Source organism: Vreelandella sp. L-25 (assembly GCF_056857535.1).
Genome location: NZ_JBSXNH010000079.1, coordinates 18,861 through 39,023 on the forward strand (window position 1 = coordinate 18,861; position 20,163 = coordinate 39,023).

General features: G+C 56.4%; 16 protein-coding genes. 11 read left to right on the plus strand and 5 right to left on the minus strand.

Annotation, left to right across the window (positions count from 1 at the left end; all coding sequences use genetic code 11):
• Position 1: 1 nt before the first annotated feature.
• Positions 2–658, minus strand: a complete 657-nt coding sequence (gene lolA / locus AC13CN_RS13125; protein WP_044627795.1) for an outer membrane lipoprotein periplasmic chaperone LolA — start codon at positions 656–658, stop codon at positions 2–4.
• A gap of 148 nt (positions 659–806) precedes the next feature.
• Positions 807–4,034: a DNA translocase FtsK gene (locus AC13CN_RS13130; protein WP_253556971.1), complete on the minus strand. Its 3,228-nt coding sequence runs from the start codon at positions 4,032–4,034 to the stop codon at positions 807–809.
• A 117-nt stretch (positions 4,035–4,151) separates the two neighbouring features.
• Between AC13CN_RS13130 and aat the strand changes: the two genes are divergently transcribed.
• The 3 genes from aat (at position 4,152) to infA (ending at position 6,020) form a co-directional block, all read left to right on the plus strand.
• Positions 4,152–4,898, plus strand: a complete 747-nt coding sequence (gene aat, locus AC13CN_RS13135) for a leucyl/phenylalanyl-tRNA--protein transferase (protein WP_044627797.1) — start codon at positions 4,152–4,154, stop codon at positions 4,896–4,898.
• A 30-nt stretch (positions 4,899–4,928) separates the two neighbouring features.
• Positions 4,929–5,663: an arginyltransferase gene (locus AC13CN_RS13140; RefSeq protein ID WP_062359288.1), complete on the plus strand. Its 735-nt coding sequence runs from the start codon at positions 4,929–4,931 to the stop codon at positions 5,661–5,663.
• 138 nt (positions 5,664–5,801) lie between these two features.
• Entirely contained in the window at positions 5,802–6,020 is a 219-nt protein-coding gene (infA, locus tag AC13CN_RS13145) for a translation initiation factor IF-1 (RefSeq protein ID WP_007111068.1), read from the plus strand.
• 198 nt (positions 6,021–6,218) lie between these two features.
• Here the strand turns inward: infA and clpA are convergent, their stop codons facing one another.
• The 3 genes from clpA to AC13CN_RS13160 all read right to left on the minus strand — a co-directional run bounded on the left by clpA (position 6,219) and on the right by AC13CN_RS13160 (position 11,516).
• Positions 6,219–8,495: an ATP-dependent Clp protease ATP-binding subunit ClpA gene (gene clpA, locus AC13CN_RS13150; RefSeq protein ID WP_253556972.1), complete on the minus strand. Its 2,277-nt coding sequence runs from the start codon at positions 8,493–8,495 to the stop codon at positions 6,219–6,221.
• 154 nt (positions 8,496–8,649) lie between these two features.
• Positions 8,650–8,958: an ATP-dependent Clp protease adapter ClpS gene (clpS, locus tag AC13CN_RS13155; RefSeq protein ID WP_062359348.1), complete on the minus strand. Its 309-nt coding sequence runs from the start codon at positions 8,956–8,958 to the stop codon at positions 8,650–8,652.
• A gap of 323 nt (positions 8,959–9,281) precedes the next feature.
• Positions 9,282–11,516 carry an NADP-dependent isocitrate dehydrogenase gene (locus AC13CN_RS13160; RefSeq protein ID WP_253556974.1) on the minus strand — a complete coding sequence of 745 codons (2,235 nt, stop codon included), beginning with the start codon at positions 11,514–11,516 and terminating at the stop codon, positions 9,282–9,284.
• Positions 11,517–11,830: 314 nt separating this feature from the next.
• Between AC13CN_RS13160 and AC13CN_RS13165 the strand changes: the two genes are divergently transcribed.
• The 8 genes from AC13CN_RS13165 to AC13CN_RS13200 all read left to right on the plus strand — a co-directional run bounded on the left by AC13CN_RS13165 (position 11,831) and on the right by AC13CN_RS13200 (position 19,944).
• Positions 11,831–12,538 carry a pseudouridine synthase gene (locus tag AC13CN_RS13165; RefSeq protein ID WP_253556975.1) on the plus strand — a complete coding sequence of 236 codons (708 nt, stop codon included), beginning with the start codon at positions 11,831–11,833 and terminating at the stop codon, positions 12,536–12,538.
• The gene (locus AC13CN_RS13170; protein WP_062373636.1) at positions 12,535–12,999 is read left to right on the plus strand and encodes an NUDIX hydrolase; all 465 of its coding nucleotides are present in this window, start codon (positions 12,535–12,537) and stop codon (positions 12,997–12,999) included. Before AC13CN_RS13165 ends, AC13CN_RS13170 begins: the two co-directional genes overlap by 4 nt.
• Positions 13,000–13,072: 73 nt before the next feature.
• Positions 13,073–14,230 carry a tRNA 2-thiouridine(34) synthase MnmA gene (mnmA, locus tag AC13CN_RS13175; RefSeq protein WP_074210879.1) on the plus strand — a complete coding sequence of 386 codons (1,158 nt, stop codon included), beginning with the start codon at positions 13,073–13,075 and terminating at the stop codon, positions 14,228–14,230.
• Positions 14,227–14,865, plus strand: coding sequence for a high frequency lysogenization protein HflD (gene hflD, locus AC13CN_RS13180; protein WP_074210880.1), 639 nt, complete (start codon positions 14,227–14,229; stop codon positions 14,863–14,865). Before mnmA ends, hflD begins: the two co-directional genes overlap by 4 nt.
• A 55-nt stretch (positions 14,866–14,920) precedes the next feature.
• Entirely contained in the window at positions 14,921–16,306 is a 1,386-nt protein-coding gene (gene purB, locus AC13CN_RS13185) for an adenylosuccinate lyase (RefSeq protein ID WP_172515602.1), read from the plus strand.
• 50 nt (positions 16,307–16,356) lie between these two features.
• Entirely contained in the window at positions 16,357–17,538 is a 1,182-nt protein-coding gene (locus tag AC13CN_RS13190; RefSeq protein ID WP_172515601.1) for a cupin domain-containing protein, read from the plus strand.
• 3 nt (positions 17,539–17,541) lie between these two features.
• A complete protein-coding gene (locus AC13CN_RS13195; RefSeq protein ID WP_172515600.1) occupies positions 17,542–17,964 on the plus strand; it encodes a GNAT family N-acetyltransferase in 423 nt (140 codons plus the stop codon).
• A gap of 381 nt (positions 17,965–18,345) precedes the next feature.
• A complete protein-coding gene (locus tag AC13CN_RS13200; protein WP_044627807.1) occupies positions 18,346–19,944 on the plus strand; it encodes an isocitrate lyase in 1,599 nt (532 codons plus the stop codon).
• Positions 19,945–20,163: the final 219 nt, after the last annotated feature.

Sequence of the window (20,163 nt, forward strand, 5' to 3'; positions counted from 1 at the left end):
TTTAAAGCTCTTCGCGGATAACGTCGGTGCCTTCAGGAATCTGGAAATCAAATAGACCACGATCAATGCTGCCATTGCGAGTAATGTCGCTGAAGGTGATGGCGGTGCGCTGGCCAGTGCTGTCCATCATCCACAGCTCGGTCAGGATCTGACCTTCAAAGACCATGCTCAGCTCTTCAAATAGCGTGTCTGCCAGCGTAGGAATCAGCGTAAACACGTCATCGCCGTCCTGCTGCTCGTAAAACACATCGTAGCTGGCGGTTAGCTCATCGGCGCTACCTGACAGCAATAGCGCGGGCGTGTGGGTAACACGGTCATCCATCGCTTGCACGGTCACTTGCTCAAGATCTGGATCGTAAAGGTAGACATCTTCACCATCAGAGACCACGGTTTGCGAGTACGGAGCTTCAACTTCCCAACGCAGCATACCCGGGCGCGATAACCACATTTCCCCACGGGCACTCTGAAGACGCTCACCGCCACCATCCAGAATCTGCTGTTCAAAAGTCGCGTGGTAGTTTTCCAGAGGATCCAAGCGCTCGGTAAGCCGCTCTGCGGCCTCATTGGCCCACGCTGTCATCGGTGCAGCAAAGGTTAACCCGAGCGCACTGGCGGCAAGTACCAAAGCAGGTGAGCGACGGTTAGAGGGTTCGCGCATGTTCTTTCTCCCTAGGCATTCATTGCCGAATAGCGGACGAGGCAAGGAGCGATAAGACGTTCCGTATGCCTCTCAGACGTAAAAAGCGCCGCAGGGTTTCGCCTGCGGCGCGACTTTCACGCTTATTGCATGATTGGTGAGACCACGCTTAGTGACCAACCGGCGGCGGTGCCAGCACTTCGCGAGCACCGTTGGTGCTCATAGAGGAGACAACGCCTGCGCCCTCCATGGCTTCAACTAAGCGTGCCGCTCGGTTATAGCCAATTTTAAATCGCCGCTGCACGGCAGAAATCGAGGCCTTACGGGTCTCGGTCACAAACTGCACCGCTTCATCGTAAAGCGCATCCTGCTCGGCATCGTCGCCATCAATCCCTTCCGCTTCAAGCCCAGTTAGTGCATCCGCAGAAACACCGCCGGAAAGAATCTCCTCAATGTACTCAGGCTCGCCGCGACGCTTCCAATCATCGACCACCCGATGGACTTCATCGTCGTCCACGAAGGCACCGTGAACCCGATTAGGCGGCCCGGAACCGGCGGGCAGGTAGAGCATATCCCCATGTCCCAGCAGGCTCTCTGCCCCACCTTGATCCAGAATGGTACGCGAATCGATTCGCGAGGAGACCTGGAAGGCCATTCGCGAAGGAATGTTCGCCTTGATCAAACCAGTCACCACATCCACCGATGGACGCTGGGTGGCAAGAATCAGGTGAATACCGGCAGCCCGCGCTTTTTGTGCCAGACGTGCGATTAGCTCTTCAACCTTTTTGCCGACGATCATAAACATATCGGCAAACTCATCGATGACCACCACGATGTAGGGCAGCTTCTCCAGCACCGGCGGCGTTTGGTGCATCTCCCAGGGCTGCGGCTCCCATAATGGGTCGGCCACCTGGGCGCCGGCACGCTCGGCTTCGTCTAGGCGGGCGTTAAAGCCGGCAATATTACGTACGCCCATCGCCGCCATCAGCTTATAGCGACGCTCCATTTCCGCCACGCACCAGCGCAGGCTGTTGGCCGCCTCTTTCATATCGGTGACCACCGGCGCCAGCAGGTGCGGAATACCGTCATACACCGATAGCTCCAGCATCTTGGGGTCGACCATGATCAGCTTGAGCTCATCGGGTTTAGCCTTGAGCAGCATGGAGATCAGCATCGCGTTGACCCCCACCGATTTACCCGAACCGGTCGTACCGGCCACCAGCAGGTGGGGCATTTTGCCTAGGTTCGCGACCACCGGCCCACCGCCAATATCTTGGCCCAGCGCCATCGTTAGCGGTGAGCTCTCCTGCTGATAGCGGTCAGAGTCGATCACTTCACGCAGGCGAATCATCGCGCGGTGCGGGTTAGGAATTTCGATCCCCACCGTTGGCCGACCGGGAATGACCTCTACTACGCGAACGCTTTTCACCATCAGCGAACGAGCAAGGTCTTTCGCCAAATTGCTGATTTTGGAAACCTTCACCCCGGCAGCAGGCTTGATCTCGAAACGTGTAATGACCGGCCCCGGCCACGTATCGACCACTTCAGCTTTTACACCGTATTCACGTAACCTGACTTCTAGGAGTTCCGCCATATCGGCCAGCTGCTCATCCGTGTAGTTCGGCTGATGCGGCTCCGGCGGTGTGAGCAGCTGTAGGCTGGGCACCTCGCCCTCGGGCTCTGGAAGCGTTTCAAACGCTGGGCGCTGGCTCTGCAGATGCTCCACCGTCCACAGCGTGGGGCCGTTATCCGCTTCCTCCTCAACTTGCTCGGTAGAGAAGGTTGGCTCATGGCGCGAGCTGGCAGTAGTAGATGCGACAGGCCTGACGGATAACTCATCGTCATCTTCGTCATCCCACACTGGCTCTGGCACTACTTCCGGCACTCGCTCCCGGCGCGGTTCAGCCGCTATGGAGGGGGCTTGGTAGGCTGGCTGGCTGTCTTCACTGCGCAGCGTGACTGGTTCGGGGTGCTCTGACTCCGGCTCTGGGCGGCTCGTAAACGCGGTGGATGCTGATGGCTCAGTAGCTTCCGGTTCCCACTCATCGCGCGTTGCACGCAGCGGTACAGAAGCTGCATAGAGCTCACGCTCCTGCTCATCTTCAACCCGCAGCGGTTTATTGCTACCCAATTCATGGGTAGGTACCGGCTCGGGTGTTTCAGTTGGCGCAGGTGTTTCAGGCTTAGGCGCTGGAACTTTTTCAACTGCAGACTCAGGCTGTTGCGTTGGCTCCGGTTCTTTAGCGGATAACGACATTAGTGGTTCACTGGGCGCTTCTGGCTCCTGCGTCTTGGCAGGCGCTGGCGGAGTCGCTTCTGGCGCGGCCGTCCGAGGCTCTGAGGTGCTTTGCGGCTTCGCTCCATGGCGTTCGCTCAGTACAGTGGCTGCCTCCCAAGGAATGGAGGTATCCGTAGTAGATGTCTCTTCTTGCGTCTCTTCTACAGGTGCTGAGAAGCTTGGCTCACGCCGCTCGCGACGACTTGATGGTGAACGCTCACTAACGGCAGGGCGCTCCTGCGGCGCAGGCGATTCACTGGCGCGAGGTGCAGCATTGACGGCTGGCGTCTCTTCTTTCTCATCTACAGCGTCCGTACTGGTATCGCTAGGCTCTGCCCAGGAGCGCTGCTTCACTTTTTTAGACGCCGCTTTAGCAGCCGCACGCACGGCAGCGCGCTCAGCACGCTTTTCGCGACCTTTAGCACGGCGAGCGCTAAACCATCCGCCGATACGGCACAGCTTGCGTCCAACTTCATCGGCCACCTGTAACCATGACATGCCGCTGAATAACGGGAAGCCAATCAGAATTAGCGCGGCGGCAATCAAGCCCACACCGCCGCTACTCACCAACGGTTTCAGCGTACCGACGAGCCCTTCGCCTAAAATACCGCCTGAGGCATAGGGCAGAATGCTATCTGGATGATAAAAGTGCAGTGCGCCCAGCATGGTCGTACCGAACATTAGCAACACCAAACCGCCTGCGCGCACGGCAATGGCCACCGGATCCAGCTCGAAACGCACCTGGCGTGAGCGCATCAGCCACCAAGCGGCGTAACCAAACATTCCCGGCCACCACAGGGCACTGGCCCCGAGCAGTGAATAGAGCACGTCGGCCAGCCATGCACCAACCGGGCCCATCCAGTTACGCACATCGGTTTCAGGCCCTTGGTACGACCAGCCGGGGTCGGCTGGATGGTAGCTAAACAGCGCCAATAGCAAAAAGACGCAGAGCGCCAGCATCACAACCACCACCCCTTCACGGGCGGATCCTTGCAGGCGCAAGCCAAACCGGCGCGCCTTATCCTTTGCGGCATTCACCCGCGTCGATGAATTAGAACTAGATGGTGACTGACGCGACTGTCGCTGCGTTCGCTTGTCTACCGCCTTATTTACTTTCAAGCGATTCTCCCTTTACACCACACGGTGTCTTTAATCCACTTGCGAGTTTGCATCATACCGAGCATCCTTCCGCCGTCACAGCGCTTCTATAGAAGCTATCAGCAACAGGAGCAAGCGATGCTACCTTGGCTCTCATCGCCACACCCTTCATTTCCATCTACCGAACAGGCATTAGAGTCTCCCAACGGCCTCCTAGCCGCCGGTGGAGAGCTTACACCAGCCTGGCTGGTAGACGCTTACCGGAAAGGGATATTTCCTTGGTATAGCGACAAGGACCCCATTTTATGGTGGAGCCCTGACCCGCGCATGATACTGCTGCCTGCTCAGTTTAAACGACGCCGCAGTCTAGCTAAACGGCTGCGACATGGTGGCTTTAGCGTGACACTAGATCAACAGTTCATCCAGGTCGTTGAGGCATGTGCTGCTCCCCGTAAAAATGAACCGGGCACTTGGATTAACCCGGATATGCGTCGTGCCTATCAGCGCCTTCACGAACTTGGCATCGCCCACAGCATTGAGGTACACCGTGACGGCGAGCTGGTCGGCGGGCTGTATGGGCTGGCCATGGGGCCAGTGTTCTTTGGTGAGTCGATGTTTTCACGTCAACCCGACGCTTCCAAAATTGCGCTGGCCTACTTGGCAGGCGCCATGCAACGCCATGGTGGTGAACTCATCGACTGCCAAATGCACACGCCGCATTTAGCCAGCCTGGGTGCGACAACAGTCGCCCGTAGCACGTTCATCAACTACCTTGAACAATGGTTGCCAGAAAAGGCTTTTCGCTTACCACCTGCCCATCAGACGCCATCCGTGCCTGCCTCACCATGGCTGGCGGCGATACCCTCAGGCGCTGAAGCAGAGTGACCGCGCCGTTTTTCACCAAGGAGGCAAGCCGTGAGTAGTAACGCTCCTCGCCGCCCTGTGCGGGATTTGCGCTTCTTCCTAACCGTTCCTCATGCCTGCAGCTATCTTCCTGGCAAAGAGGCAACAACACTGTTTCTGGATCCTCAGGAGTCGCCGGTGCCTGGGGTGTACGACTCGCTGTCTCTGCTTGGCTTTCGACGCAGCGGACGCCACTTATACCGCCCTCACTGCGAAGGTTGCAATGCCTGCCGCTCAGTCCGCATCCCGGTGGACGAATTTAGCGCCAACCGTACTCAGCGAAAAGTTTGGCAACGCAATCACGATATTGAGACCCGCGTCATCGCCGCGCGCTTCGATGCCAACCACTACGCTCTATATGCTGACTACATTCGCCAACGCCATGCAGACGGCGACATGTATCCACCCAGCCGCGAGCAGTACCGTACCTTTCTGACGCTTGAAGAACCCTATGCGCACCTCATGGAGATGTACCTAGAAGGTGAGCTGGTGGCCGTGGCAGCGTTTGACCAGCTAGAGCACGGTCTGTCAGCTATTTACACGTTTTTTAAAGTCGATGAAGCGCTGGATAAGCGCTCACTCGGCACCTTTGCCATTTTAAAGTTGATTGCGCTCTGCCAAGAAAAACAGCTGCCTCATCTTTATCTTGGCTACTGGATTGAAGAGTGTCGTAAGATGCGCTACAAGCAGTCTTTTTCACCCATCGAGCTGCTGGACGGGCGGCATTGGCGACCTTTAATTCGCTAATCTGGTCAGCTTTTTTGCCTTGACGGCAGGCTTACGGCACAATATAGCGCTGTTTCTTAGGCGTGCAGGTTTGTGCCAGCGCTTATTGAGGCAATCATTCGACTATCCACGATGTAAAATAAGTGAGGATCTGCCTATATGGCACGCGAAGATCATATTGAAATGGAAGGCGTTATCGTTGACACCCTTCCCAACACCATGTTCCGGGTTGAGCTGGAAAACGGCCACGTTGTGACTGCTCATATCTCTGGCAAAATGCGTAAAAACTACATCCGCATTCTGACCGGCGATAAGGTAAAAGTAGAGCTGACACCTTACGATCTTTCAAAAGGCCGTATTGTTTACCGCTCGCGCTAAGCCTTGATATCGCCCTCAAGCAATGTTCTGCGCAAGCGATCCTGCGAGTGCAGAAACGCCTAATGGCTGCTTTTAGTATCGCGTAATTACGGCGCCGCTCCCTGGAAACGACAACGCCCCGTCGAAGACAGGGCGCTGTGCGTTAGCTCGTTAAGCGGGTACTTCAATTAATGCTTGTCGGTCATCTTAGCGCCCTTTTCAGGGCGCATCTGCCATCTCCGACTCTGTTGATAGATGTAGCTCTCCGTCTTCCAGGCTGACATGCACAATCCCACCGCGCTCTGACAGCTCGCCAAACAGAATCATCTCGGCAAGCGGCTTCTTGAGCTTCTCTTGGATCAAGCGAGCCATCGGCCTTGCACCCATATCCGGGTCGTAGCCTTTCTCTGCTAGCCAATCCCGCGCCGTATCGTCTACATCAAGCTGTACACGCTTCTCGTCTAGTTGCGCCTGAAGCTCGATCAAGAACTTGTCGACCACGTTGCGCACCACCGTCGTGGGCAGCGCATGGAATTGAATGATGCCGTCCAGGCGGTTACGGAATTCCGGCGAGAAGGTCCGACGAATCACTTCCATCGCATCCGTCGAGTGATCCTGGCTCTGGAAACCGATAGAGCGACGCGATGCCTGCTCCGCCCCAGCGTTCGAGGTCATGATCAAAATCACATGGCGGAAGTCTGCCTCGCGGCCGTTGTTATCCGTCAAACGACCGTGATCCATGACCTGTAGCAGCAGGTTAAAGACTTCCGGGTGAGCCTTCTCGATTTCATCGAGCAGAAGCACACAGTGCGGCTGCTTGGTCACCGCCTCTGTTAACAAACCGCCTTGGTCGTACCCTACATAGCCAGGAGGCGCACCAATTAAGCGCGATACGGTATGGCGCTCCATGTACTCGGACATATCAAAGCGGACAAGCTCAATGCCCATGATATGTGCCAGTTGTTTAGCGACTTCCGTTTTACCTACGCCCGTTGGGCCTGCAAACAGGAAGCTACCTACCGGCTTGTCAGGCGATTTCAGGCCCGCACGAGAGAGCTTGATAGCAGCTGACAGTGAATCAATGGCTTCATCCTGCCCAAAGACCAGCATTTTCAGGTCACGATCTAACTTCTCAAGCTGTTTGCGATCCGAGCTAGAGACACTCTTCGGCGGAATACGCGCGATGGAAGCAACCACTGCTTCGACTTGCTCAACATCGATCGTGTTAGCACGCACCTCTGGCGGCAGCATACGCTGATGCGCCCCGGCCTCATCAATCACATCAATCGCCTTATCGGGAAGGAAACGGTCATTGATGTAGCGATCCGCCAAGCGAGCAGCACTCTCTAAGGCACCATCGGTGTACTTAAGCTCGTGGTGTTCTTCAAAGCGCGAACGCAGCCCTTTGAGGATCTTAATGGTGTCTTCAACAGACGGTGCCAGTACATCGACTTTTTGGAAACGACGCGCCAGGGCACGGTCTTTTTCGAAGATACCGCGAAACTCTTGGAACGTAGTCGAGCCAATGCAGCGCAGCTCGCCTGAGGAGAGCAGCGGTTTCAACAGGTTAGACGCATCCATTACGCCACCTGATGCAGCCCCTGCACCAATTACGGTGTGGATCTCGTCGATAAATAAGACGGCATTAGGCTGTTTTCGCAGCTCGCCTAACAAGCTCTTGAGGCGCTTTTCGAAATCGCCACGGTATTTGGTGCCTGCCAATAGCGCGCCCATGTCCAATGAGTAGACCACCGCATCGGCGATCACTTCGGGCACGTCTTCTTCGACGATGCGTTTGGCCAGGCCCTCGGCAATAGCGGTTTTACCCACACCCGCTTCACCCACCAGGAGTGGGTTATTTTTACGACGGCGGGCCAGAATTTGCACAACGCGCTCAAGCTCATGGTCGCGGCCAATCAGAGGGTCGATTTTACCCTGACGTGCCTGCTCATTGAGGTTGGTGGCGTAGCCGGTCAGCGGATGAGCAGCGCCTTCAGCGCTCCCCTCTTCTGCGTCGTCACTCTCTTGAGAGGAAGGTGATGGCGACGGGCCATGACCAGAGACTTTAGAAATTCCGTGGGCGATGTAATTAACCGCATCAACCCGCGCCACACTCTGCTGTTTAAGGAAGTAAACCGCCTGGCTCTCCTGCTCAGAGAAGATAGCGACCAGCACATTAGCGCCAGTCACTTCGCTTTTACCGGAAGATTGAACATGGAATACAGCACGTTGCAGCACGCGCTGGAAGCCCAGCGTTGGCTGCGTTTCACGGTCACCCTGACCCTCTGGGATCAGCGGCGTGGTCGAGTTAATAAAATCCTGCAGATCGGACCGCAGCTTGTCGAGGTTTGCCCCACACGCCTTCAGCACATCAACCGCAGAAGCGTTATCCAGCAGCGCTAGCAGCAGGTGCTCTACGGTCATGAACTCGTGGCGCTTTGAGCGAGCCACGGTGAAGGCCGTGTTCAGGGTCAGTTCAAGTTCTTTGCTCAGCATGGCAGTCCCCTTTTCGCTACTACCTAGGGCTTATCGCCACCTAGGGCTTGCGTCGGATCAGTTTAATCGACCGGCACTTTCAACATCGGGTACAAATGGCGTGGTTGCAAGCCCCTGCGCTACTTTTTTTCAACGCTGCTCATTTTCAATACGCTTAATCAGCAGCTTCGATATCACTCATTAGCGGGTGCTCGCATTCACGGGCATACTCATTGACTTGATAGCTCTTGGTTTCAGCTATATCCCGGGTAAAAATGCCGCAGGTTGCTTTCCCCTGGGTGTGTACCGCCAACATCACCTGCACGGCTTTTTCGCTATCCATATTAAAAAAGCCTTGCAACACTTCGACGACAAACTCCATGGGGGTGTAGTCATCATTGTGCAGCACCACTTTGTACAGGGGGGGCTGCGCCAGCGCGGGCTCAGCCGACTGCACCGTTAGGTCATCATCATGCTCAGGCATGCCAGGGCGTGTCATACCTGCATGTAATGTGGCCGCCAAATATGGGCTTTCGGTATTAAGCATAAGCAGCAAGGATTATCTTCTCTCGGCTGACGGGCATTGTTTACACGCACTTCAACTAAGTTCCCATCATGAGCAAACGTGACCGCTTGCTTTTGGGAAGGGCACTCAGTTGTACACACATAATCTGCTGTATAAGACGCGCGCCATCAACAAGGGTTCATGAAAAACTCAAAATTATCACACTGGGCCAAACAAAAAACCCCTGCCCGCAAAGCAGGCAGGGGGTGTAGCAGCACTCAATTTACGATTGAGCGGGGCAATTAGCCTTTGGCAACCATCGCCAGCGCGTCGTTCAGCGTTTTGCTCGGGCGCATGGCCTGGCTGGCCAGCTCACCGTTCGGATGGAAGTAGCCTTGTATATCCACCGGCTGCCCCTGAACGCTGTTGAGTTCGTCCACGATAGCCGCTTCGTTGGCTTTCAGAGTTTCAGCCAGACGAGCAAACAGCGTCTTCATTTCGACATCCTGATCCTGGGCGGCCAGCGCTTCGGCCCAGTAGAGTGCCAGGTAGAAATGGCTGCCGCGGTTGTCCAGCTCGCCCACTTTACGCGACGGTGACTTGTTGCTGTCGAGGAACTTGCCGTTAGCCTCATCCAACGCCTTGGCTAGCAGCGTTGCACGGGCATTACCGAAGGTGCTGCCCAGGTGCTCAAGCGACGCCGCCAGAGCCAGGAACTCGCCCAGCGAATCCCAGCGCAGGTGGTTCTCTTCCAAGAACTGTTGAACGTGCTTCGGTGCAGAGCCACCGGCACCCGTTTCAAACAGGCCACCACCGTTCATCAGCGGTACGATGGAGAGCATCTTGGCACTGGTGCCCAGCTCCATGATCGGGAACAGGTCGGTTAAGTAGTCGCGCAGTACGTTACCAGTGACGGAGATGGTGTCTTCGCCTTTACGGATACGCTCCAAAGAAACCTTCATCGCATCGACCGGCGCGAGAATTCGGATATCCAGGCCAGCGGTGTCGTGATCTTTCAGGTACGTCTCGACTTTTTTGATCAGCTGTGCATCGTGGGCGCGATTAGCGTCCAGCCAGAACAGCGCCGGGGCACCGCTATCGCGAGCGCGAGTCACGGCCAGCTTCACCCAATCTTGAATCGGCGCGTCTTTGGTCTGGCACATACGCCAGATATCGCCTGCTTCTACCGTATGGCTAAACACAGTTTGGCCTGAATCGTCGGTGACCACGACAGTCCCGTCGGCAGGCATTTGGAAGGTTTTATCGTGAGAGCCGTACTCTTCGGCTTTCTGCGCCATCAGGCCCACGTTAGGTACGCTGCCCATGGTGGTCGGATCGAACGCGCCGTGCTGCTTGCAATCTTCGATCACCGCCTGGTAAATGGTGGCGTAGCAGCGGTCAGGGATAACAGCCTTCGCATCCTGCAGCTCGTCATTCGCGTTCCACATCTTGCCGGAATCACGAATCATCGCCGGCATAGAGGCATCGATGATCACGTCGCTGGGCACATGCAGGTTGGTGATGCCTTTATGGGAGTTCACCATCGCCATGGCCGGGCGAGTTTGATAAAGGGCCTCTACATCGCCTTTGATCGCCTCTTGCTGGTCGCTGGGCAACTTCTCAATAGCGCTGTACAGGTCGCCGATACCGCTGTTCGGGTTGAAGCCAGCGCTTTTCAGCACGTCAGCGTGCTTCTCCAGCACCTCTTTATAGAACTCTTCCACCACGATACCGAACATGATCGGGTCGGAGACCTTCATCATGGTAGCTTTCAAGTGCAGCGAGAACAGCACGCCGCTCTCTTTGGCATCGCTGATTTGGCTGTCAATAAAGCTGCGCAGACGGCGGCTACTCATGCTGGCGGCGTCAATGACTTCGCCTGCTTGTACCGCAAGGCCCTCTTTTAGCACCACGTTGGTGCCATCTTTTTGCTGCAGCTCAATCTTCAGCGTGCCGGCTTTTTCCATCACCGCCGACTGTTCGCTGCCGTAGAAGTCGCCTTCGCTCATATGAGCCACATGGGACTTAGAGTCAGCGCTCCACTCACCCATGCGGTGCGGGTATTTGCGAGCGTAGTTCTTGACCGACTTCGGCGCGCGGCGGTCGGAGTTACCTTCGCGCAGCACCGGGTTTACCGCACTGCCCTTGACTTTGTCGTAACGCGCTTTAACGGAGGCTTCTTCGTCGTTTTTCGGCTCTTCCGGGTAGTCAGGCAGCGGGTAACCTTGGCTTTGCAGCTCTTTGATGGTTGCTTTTAGCTGCGGGCCAGAGGCGCTGATATTAGGTAGTTTGATAATATTGGCTTCAGGCGTCTTCGCCAGCTGACCAAGCTCCGCCAAGTCATCGCTCACGCGCTGCTCGTCGCTCAGAATATCCGGGAATTGTGCCAATACGCGGGCAGCAAGAGAAATATCGCGGGTCTCTACTTCGACACCGGCAGAGTCGGTAAAGGCATCAATGATGGGTAACAAAGAGTAGGTAGCGAGCGCAGGAGCTTCATCGGTGAGCGTATAAATGATCTTCGGCGTTTTAGACATTTTTGCGTTAACCTCTTTTTTCGGTCGCTGTGATTATAAAAAATCCTGAGCTACGCGGCTCATTCAACGATTAGCCATGCCGCGAAGCGGGTGGAGCATCCTGTATGCGCTGCCCCTTTGGTCAGTCGGTGGTACTACTGGTCACTCGGTGGTTATTGCGGTAACGATGACGACAGATGAAAACGGCGGTCATTACACTGCCAACGGGTTCATCTCAAACAGCTGCGCCAGATTATACCAGCGCTGCACTTTAACCGCATGAGCGATTGTCGACAAATCCTCCACCTCTAGTTCTTGAGACAGCTTGTGAGACGATGAGCACCTTATATTTACTGCACAAACCCTACCGTATGCTCTCCCAGTTTACCGATAGCCAGGGCAGAGCCACCTTGGCAGAAGTGATTCGCGCCCCAGAGGTGTACGCCGCTGGCCGCCTTGATTTTGATTCTGAAGGCCTGCTGCTACTGAGTGATGACGGGGGCCTTATTCACCGCATTGCCCACCCCAAACACAAGCAGCCAAAAACCTATTGGGTGCAGCTTGAAGGCCACATTACCGATGAGGCCATCCGTGCGCTCAAAGTAGGCATTACGTTAAAAGATGGCCCAACCCTACCCGCCAAAGCGCGCCGTATAGCGCCGCCTGCTATTGCTGAACGTGACCCGCCGATCGACCCTAAGCGCCACCCTCTTACCAGTTGGCTGGAACTCACCATTAGCGAAGGCCGCAACCGCCAGGTGCGCCGCATGACTGCCCACGTAGGCTTTCCCACGCTACGCCTGATTCGTGCGGCCATTGGCCCCTGGCAGCTTGGCCAACTAGCCCCCGGCGAATGGCGCAAAGAGACGCTGCACGCCCCGCGCCCAGACAATGCCAAGCAGCCTCGCGCCATGCCAAAAAAGGCTAAGCCAAAAAACGCCAAGCCGAAAAGCGCCTCACCAAAAGGCTCAAGTACCAATAAAGCGCGTGCCGCAAAAGCAGCCCCCAAACGAAGCACCAAATCCAGAGGCCCTAAAAAATGAAGACGTCTTCTCCTACTGTTCGGCCAACCATTCGCAGCACGGTGGCCTGTGTGATTCAGCAGGGCGAGCATTTTTTAATGGTGGAAGAGGATAAAGGCGGTGCCCACACGCTCTTTAATCAGCCCGCCGGGCATGTGGAACTTGGCGAAGGGCCGGTAGCCGCCATACAGCGCGAGGTGCAAGAGGAAACGGCGTGGCAGGTATCGCTCACCGGCTATTTAGGGTTGTACGTTTTTCACACCCCAGAGGGAGAAACGTTTCATAGTCATGGATTTACCGGCGTCCCTGAACAGCCGCTCACCACGGCGATTGACCCAGCCATTGTGGCTACCCATTGGTTAACACGTGATGAGATCGTCGCACTCGCGGCCGCGCAGCGGTTAAGAAGCCCGCTGGTGCTGAAACGCATTGACGATGCCCTGAACCACCGTCACTTCCCGCTTTCGGTGATCCAAGAGTGAAGCACTCGAAGCATCGAGCCCCCATCGTGTATAATCGCCGCCCAATTGCACACCACTTCAACTGAGGATGCCAATGACATCCACCGATGGCACAGCCACCCAGGACGCGTCAGACACCCACACCGCTGCCACCGGCAAAGTGATTGTCGGCATGTCTGGCGGCGTCGACTCCTCCGTTTCTGCTCTCCTTCTGCTCCAACAGGGGTACGAGGTCGAGGGCCTGTTTATGAAAAACTGGGATGAAGACGACGGCACCGAATACTGCACGGCGAAGGAGGATCTGGCCGATGCGGAAGCCGTGTGCGCCAAACTGGGCATCAAGCTGCACACGGCTAACTTCGCTGCCGAGTATTGGGACAACGTATTCGAGCACTTCTTGGCAGAGTACAAAGCAGGCCGTACGCCTAATCCTGACATCCTTTGTAACCGGGAGATCAAGTTCAAGGTCTTCTTGGAGTATGCCGAGATGCTGGGTGCCGATAAAATCGCCACCGGTCACTACGTGCGCCAAGGCATCCGCGACGGTCACCCGCGCCTGCTGAAAGGCCTGGATGGCAATAAAGACCAAAGCTACTTCCTACACGCGGTGCCAGAAGCGGCGATTGCCCGCACGCTGTTCCCGGTCGGTGAGCTTGAAAAACCCGAAGTGCGCGCGCTGGCGGAGCAGCACGACCTCGTCACCGCGAAGAAAAAGGACTCCACTGGTATCTGCTTTATCGGTGAGCGTCGTTTCCGCGACTTCCTGCAGCAGTACCTGCCCGCCCAGCCGGGCACCATCGAGACCCCTGAAGGCGATGAAATTGGCCAGCATATGGGCTTGATGTACTACACCCTGGGGCAGCGTCAAGGGTTAGGTATTGGCGGTTTGGCCAACTACTCCGAAGACCCCTGGTACGTGGCGGCAAAAGATCTCGAGCGCAACGTGCTGATCGTGGTGCAAGGCAAGCATCATCCGCTGCTTTACACCAATGCACTCGCCACCGAGGCGATGGACTGGGTCGCTGGAAAGCCGCCGGTTCAGCAAGGCCGCTTTACCGCCAAAACCCGCTACCGCCAAAGCGACTGCCCCTGCGAAATTGTCGCCCAGGCCGATGGCAGCGTTGAGGTCATTTTTGACGACCCGCAGTGGGCGGTCACGCCCGGCCAGTCGCTGGTGCTTTACGATAACGACATCTGCTTAGGCGGCGGCGTTATTCGCGCCACCTGGAATGCCTCGGAGACCGCTGCATGAGCGCAACCCCTATTCACCGCGTGCCCGACACCCCCGCCGCCCGCCAAGCCCTCGCCCTGGCGGGGGTCTTTCAAGCAGCAAGCCTCGTCGACGAGCTCGCCCGTACGGGACAAGTTGATACCCGTGCCTGGGAAACGCTGATCAACGCGACGGTAGACACCAACCCGGAAAGTTTTGAAGCCATCTACGGCGGCCACCCGAACAACCTACGCCGCGGGCTGGACACGCTGGAAGCGCTCGTCGGCCGCAAGCAGGCCAACCCGGTGGTATTGCGCTACGGATTTTCGCTGCTGCTGCTAATGAATAAGCTGCGCACCGACCGCCAGATGATGGACGTGTTAGGTCAAAAGCTGACCCATGTACAAGGTCAAGCAGAACACTTTGGCACCACCCACGAAAACGTCATTGCCAGCCTCGGTGAAACCTACCAAGAAACCATCTCAACGTTTAAAACGCGCATTGTGGTGCAGGGCGACCCCTCGCTACTGCAAACCCGCATGATGCCCGAACGGGTACGCGCCTGCTTAATGGCCGGCATTCGCTTTGCGCTGCTGTGGCATCAGCAGGGCGGGCGCCGCTGGAAGCTGGTGTTTCAACGCAAGGCGCTACGCCGAGCGCTGGATAACTTCAGCTAGCCGCCAAGATACCTTACTTTCGACCTCCGACTTTGACCACTCTGGAAACCAAGCCATGCAACTCTCTGCTCTGACCGCCCTTTCTCCCGTTGACGGCCGCTACGGCGCCAAAGCCGCCGCGCTACGTGAACACTTCAGCGAATTCGGCCTGATCCGTGCACGCGTGATTGTGGAAGTGCGCTGGCTGCAGCGCCTTGCTGAGCACGGCCAGATTGTCGAAGTCCCGCCGCTTTCCGCAGAAGCCACCGCGTTTCTAGAGCAGCTTATTCGTGACTTCTCAGTCGATGACGCGGAGCGTATCAAAGAGATTGAGCGCACCACCAACCACGACGTCAAAGCGGTGGAGTACTTCTTGAAAGAGAAGATTGCAGGCCAAGCCGAGCTAAACGCCGTTACCGAATTTATCCACTTCGCCTGCACCAGTGAAGACATCAACAACCTCTCCTACGGCGTGATGCTGGCAGACGGCCTGAAAGCCATGCTGCCGACGATGCACGAAGTCGCCGATGAGATTGCCAAGCTGGCGATTGCCCATGCAGGCCAGCCGATGCTGTCACGCACCCATGGCCAAACGGCTAGCCCCACCACGCTAGGTAAAGAGATGGCTAACGTGGCGTATCGCCTCAAGCGCCAGCTCAAGCAGATCGAAAGCGTGGAGATTCTGGGCAAAATCAACGGTGCGGTCGGCAACTACAACGCCCACCTAACCACCTACCCAGATATCGACTGGGAAGCCAACGCGCGCACCTTTGTTGAAGGCTTGGGCTTAAGCTTTAACCCCTATACCACGCAAATCGAACCCCACGACTACATTGCCGAGCTGTTCGATGCGATCTGCCGTTACAACACGATCCTGATCGACTTTGACCGCGACGTATGGGGCTATATTTCCCTGGGCTACTTCAAGCAGCGCACCGTAGAGGGCGAAATTGGCTCTTCCACCATGCCGCACAAGGTCAACCCGATTGACTTTGAAAACTCAGAAGGCAACCTGGGCCTCGCCAACGCGATGATGAGCCACTTAGCGCAAAAGCTGCCGATTTCCCGCTGGCAGCGCGACCTGACCGACTCCACCGTACTGCGTAATCTAGGCGTTGGCTTGGCCTATGGTCTGATTGGCTACCATGCCAGCCTCAAAGGCATCAGCAAATTAGAAGCTAATCCGTCGCGCCTGGCAGAAGACCTGGATAACAGCTGGGAAGTGCTGGCCGAGCCGATCCAAACCGTGATGCGTCGCTACGGCATTGAAAAGCCCTACGAGAAGCTCAAAGAACTGACCCGCGGCAAGCGCATCGACCAAGCGGGCTTTGCCGCCTTTATTGATACCCTTGAGCTGCCCGAAACAGTCAAAAATGAGCTGAAGGCGCTCTCGCCTGCCAGCTATATTGGTAATGCGAAGGCCCAGGCCGAAGCACTCAACCAGCGGCTTGCTGCACTCTAAACGACGTTCTACGACACTGACGTAGCGCTCACTTGAACTAGGATAACGCCATGAGTCATCACGATAAGCCACTCACCCTGCTGGGCGATTTAACGCCCGCAGACTTCTTGGCCAACTACTGGCAACAGAAGCCACTGCTGATTCGTGGCGCTATCCCTGATTTCGTCAGCCCCATCGACCCCGACGAGCTGGCAGGTCTTGCCTGCGAACCGGGCGTCGAAGCGCGGCTGGTCGAAGAGAACGGCCCCGACGGCCCCTGGCAGGTCTCACACGGGCCGTTCGACGACGCCACTTTCGAGCGGCTGTCGGAAGGTCACTGGAGCCTGCTGGTACAAGCGGTCGACCACTATGTGCCCTCTATCGCTGCGCTGATGGATGAGTTTGATTTCCTACCCCGCTGGCGGCTGGACGACATCATGGTGAGCTATGCACCGCCCGGCGGCAGTGTTGGCCCGCATATCGACCAGTATGATGTGTTTTTACTGCAGGCCAGCGGCCACCGTCGTTGGCAGCTTGGCGGCAAGCAGCCAGATAATGCTCCCATCATTCAGGGCATTGACTTGCGCATTCTGGAGTCTTTCGAGATTGAAGCAGATTCCGACTGGACCCTGGCACCCGGCGACATGTTGTATTTGCCCCCCGGCTGGGCACACCACGGCGTCAGCCAAACCGACGACTGCATGACGATTTCGGTGGGTTTCCGGGCGCCCTCGGCCGACGAAGCCATCACCTCGTATGCCGATTATGTCGGCGAACAAATGTCGGACTCCCAGCGTTATAGCGATGCGGGCATGGCCCCTGCCGAGGAGGTAGGTGAGCTCGACGATGCCGCCGTCGAACGCATGCGCCAGTTTATTCTCTCCACCCTGGATAATCCTGAACAGGTTGCTCAGTGGTTTGGCCGCGTGATGACCCAGCCCAAATATATCGATCAAGTCGTTCCCCTCGAAGAGCCGATGAGCGAAGCCGACCTTGTTGCTCAACTACAAGACGGTGAGCCACTGTTCCATATGCCGGGTTCTCGCTTTGCATGGCGTAGCGATGCGTCAGGCACCACTCTATTTGTCGATGGCGACGGGCATAGCTGCTCAGAGACTCTGGCAAAACGCCTCGCTGACCCAACGCCGATGTACGAAGAGGTGCTGGAAATTGACGGCGCTAAAGCGCTGATTACACAGCTCATCAACAGCGGCAGCCTTGGTTTTATGGGCGAAGGAGACGACGAGGAGTAAGGCGTGGAAGCGGTAACGGTAAAAAGTGGTAGTTGGGCATTACTGGGTGAGCCAGCCTCGCTGATTCGCCGAATCGTCTTTATCGACGAGCAGCAAGTTCCTCAAGAAGAGGAGTGGGATGGCCGCGATACGGAGTGCCTGCACTTTTTAGCCACTCTCAATGGCGAGCCGGTAGGCACCGCGCGACTGCTGCCCGATGGCCACATTGGCCGCGTTGCGGTACTTAGCAGCGCCCGAGGCACGGGCATTGGCTACCAGCTAATGGAGGCGGCCATTAAAGCCGCCCGCGAGGCCGGTCACCCTCATGCAGCGCTTAGCGCCCAGTTACATGCCCTCGCTTTCTATGAACGCCTGGGGTTTGTTGCCCACGGCGACGTGTTTATGGATGCAGGCATTCCCCATCGTGAGATGACGCTGTTTTTGTAGTGATTCAGCGCCAATGTCGCCAAGCGCCACCCCGTATGGCGCTTTTTTTGTGTTCGTAGTCAAAGCCATGACGAAAAACGACTACACAAACAGGGCGTTTGGCGTAGTCGCTGTCGTCGGACTACAACGCCGCATGCCCCCAAGTGACAATTGTTGGATCTCCTTGCCTAGTCGATAGTTATTGCACTGCAGCGTTAAGGACTCTCCTCTTCGGAGACACCGACACTGTGAAACGCAAAGCGCCACACCGCGACGTTTTATTAAGAGACGATGGGTGTAGAGACAGCGCCGCGAATTTGAATAATGCTGGAATCTATCTCGCAGGTGCAGCATAAGAACAAGCTAACGTGCGAACGACGACAACTCTGGAGGAATCAGCTCATGACAGGACTGCTCGACGATATCAAAGCCATGGCCCACCTTCGCGAAGCCCAAGGCGGCAAGTGGTCAGCCATCAAACCTGAATATGCTGCCCGTATGCGCGCTCAAAACCGTTTCCATACCGGTTTGGACATCGCTCGCTACACGGCCAAGATCATGCGCGACGACATGGCCGCCTACGATGCCGACACTTCTCAGTACACCCAATCGCTGGGTTGCTGGCACGGCTTCATCGGCCAGCAGAAGCTGATTTCCATCAAGAAACACTTCGGCACCACCAAACGCCGCTACCTCTACCTCTCTGGATGGATGGTGGCCGCGCTGCGCTCCGAGTTCGGCCCGCTTCCCGACCAATCCATGCACGAGAAAACCTCGGTCTCGCACCTGATCGAAGAGCTCTATACCTTCTTGAAGCAAGCGGATGCCTGGGAACTCAACCACCTGTTCCGCGCCCTGGACGACGCCAAGGCGGCAGGCGATAGCGCTAAAGAGCAAGAGCTGATCAGCAAGATCGACAACTACGAAACGCATATCGTGCCGATTATTGCCGATATCGACGCCGGTTTCGGTAACGCCGAAGCCACCTACCTACTGGCCAAAAAATTCATTCAAGCGGGCGCTTGCTGTATCCAGCTCGAAAACCAGGTCTCCGACGAGAAGCAGTGCGGCCACCAGGATGGCAAGGTCACCGTTCCCCACGAAGACTTCCTGGCGAAGATCAACGCCGTGCGCTATGCCTTCTTGGAGCTGGGCGTAGAAGATGGCGTGATTGTAGCCCGCACCGACTCTCTGGGCGCTGGCCTGACCCAGAAGATCGCCGTCACCAACGAGCCGGGCGACCTGGGCGACCAGTACAACAGCTTCTTGGATGGGGACGTCATCGAGAACGCGGCAGACATCAACAACGGTGACGTCGTCATCAAGCAAAACGGCAAGCTGGTCAAGCCCAAGCGTTTAGCCTCGGGTCTCTACCAGTTCAAGCCGGGCACGGGGGAAGATCGCGTGGTGCTGGACTGCATCACCAGCCTGCAAAACGGTGCCGACCTGCTGTGGATCGAGACCGAAAAGCCCCACGTTGGCCAAATTGCTAGCATGGTGAACCGTATCCGCGAAGTGGTGCCGGATGCCAAGCTGGTGTACAACAACTCGCCTTCCTTCAACTGGACGCTGAACTTCCGCCAGCAGGTCTTCGATGCCTGGGAGAAAGAAGGCAAGGACGTGTCGGCTTACCAGCGCGACAAGCTGATGAGCGTGGAGTATGACAACACCGAACTTGGTCAATTGGCTGACGAGTGGACGCGTAACTTCCAGCGCGATAGCTCTCGCGAAGCAGGTATCTTCCACCACCTGATTACACTGCCCACGTACCACACCGCAGCGCTCTCTACCGACAACCTGGCTAAGGGCTACTTTGGCGACGAAGGTATGCTGGCCTATGTGGAAGGTGTGCAGCGTCAAGAGATCCGCCAAGGTATCGCCACTGTTAAGCACCAGGACATGGCAGGTTCTAACATCGGTGACGACCATAAAGAGTTCTTCCATGGCGACGCAGCGCTGAAAGCGGGCGGCAAAGACAACACCATGAATCAGTTCGGTTAATCAACCTTACTCGCAATACCTCCAGGAGGCTTCGGCCTCCTGTTTTTTGCCTTCCGTTTAATACTTTGCAATTAACCCAAACGCGTGCAAAATTTTTGCACACTGCTTTCTTAATGCCTGCCTACACTCTACCTTGTGACCTTTTTTTTCCAAATGGCTGGTCAAAAGCGTACGCTTTGGTTATCTTTTAGCGAACGCCGTTCTATAATGATACGCACG

Bases quoted from the DNA above. Each gene is read 5' to 3' on its own strand.
- lolA (WP_044627795.1), bottom strand. From the start codon at position 658: ATGCGCGAACCCTCTAACCGTCGCTCACCTGCTTTGGTACTTGCCGCC.
- AC13CN_RS13160 (WP_253556974.1), bottom strand. From the start codon at position 11,516: ATGTCTAAAACGCCGAAGATCATTTATACGCTCACCGATGAAGCTCCT.
- purB (WP_172515602.1), top strand. From the start codon at position 14,921: ATGCAACTCTCTGCTCTGACCGCCCTTTCTCCCGTTGACGGCCGCTAC.
- infA (WP_007111068.1), top strand. From the start codon at position 5,802: ATGGCACGCGAAGATCATATTGAAATGGAAGGCGTTATCGTTGACACC.
- AC13CN_RS13200 (WP_044627807.1), top strand. From the start codon at position 18,346: ATGACAGGACTGCTCGACGATATCAAAGCCATGGCCCACCTTCGCGAA.
- AC13CN_RS13165 (WP_253556975.1), top strand. From the start codon at position 11,831: ATGAGCACCTTATATTTACTGCACAAACCCTACCGTATGCTCTCCCAG.
- AC13CN_RS13190 (WP_172515601.1), top strand. From the start codon at position 16,357: ATGAGTCATCACGATAAGCCACTCACCCTGCTGGGCGATTTAACGCCC.
- aat (WP_044627797.1), top strand. From the start codon at position 4,152: ATGCTACCTTGGCTCTCATCGCCACACCCTTCATTTCCATCTACCGAA.
- clpS (WP_062359348.1), bottom strand. From the start codon at position 8,958: ATGCCTGAGCATGATGATGACCTAACGGTGCAGTCGGCTGAGCCCGCG.
- AC13CN_RS13170 (WP_062373636.1), top strand. From the start codon at position 12,535: ATGAAGACGTCTTCTCCTACTGTTCGGCCAACCATTCGCAGCACGGTG.
- hflD (WP_074210880.1), top strand. From the start codon at position 14,227: ATGAGCGCAACCCCTATTCACCGCGTGCCCGACACCCCCGCCGCCCGC.
- clpA (WP_253556972.1), bottom strand. From the start codon at position 8,495: ATGCTGAGCAAAGAACTTGAACTGACCCTGAACACGGCCTTCACCGTG.
- mnmA (WP_074210879.1), top strand. From the start codon at position 13,073: ATGACATCCACCGATGGCACAGCCACCCAGGACGCGTCAGACACCCAC.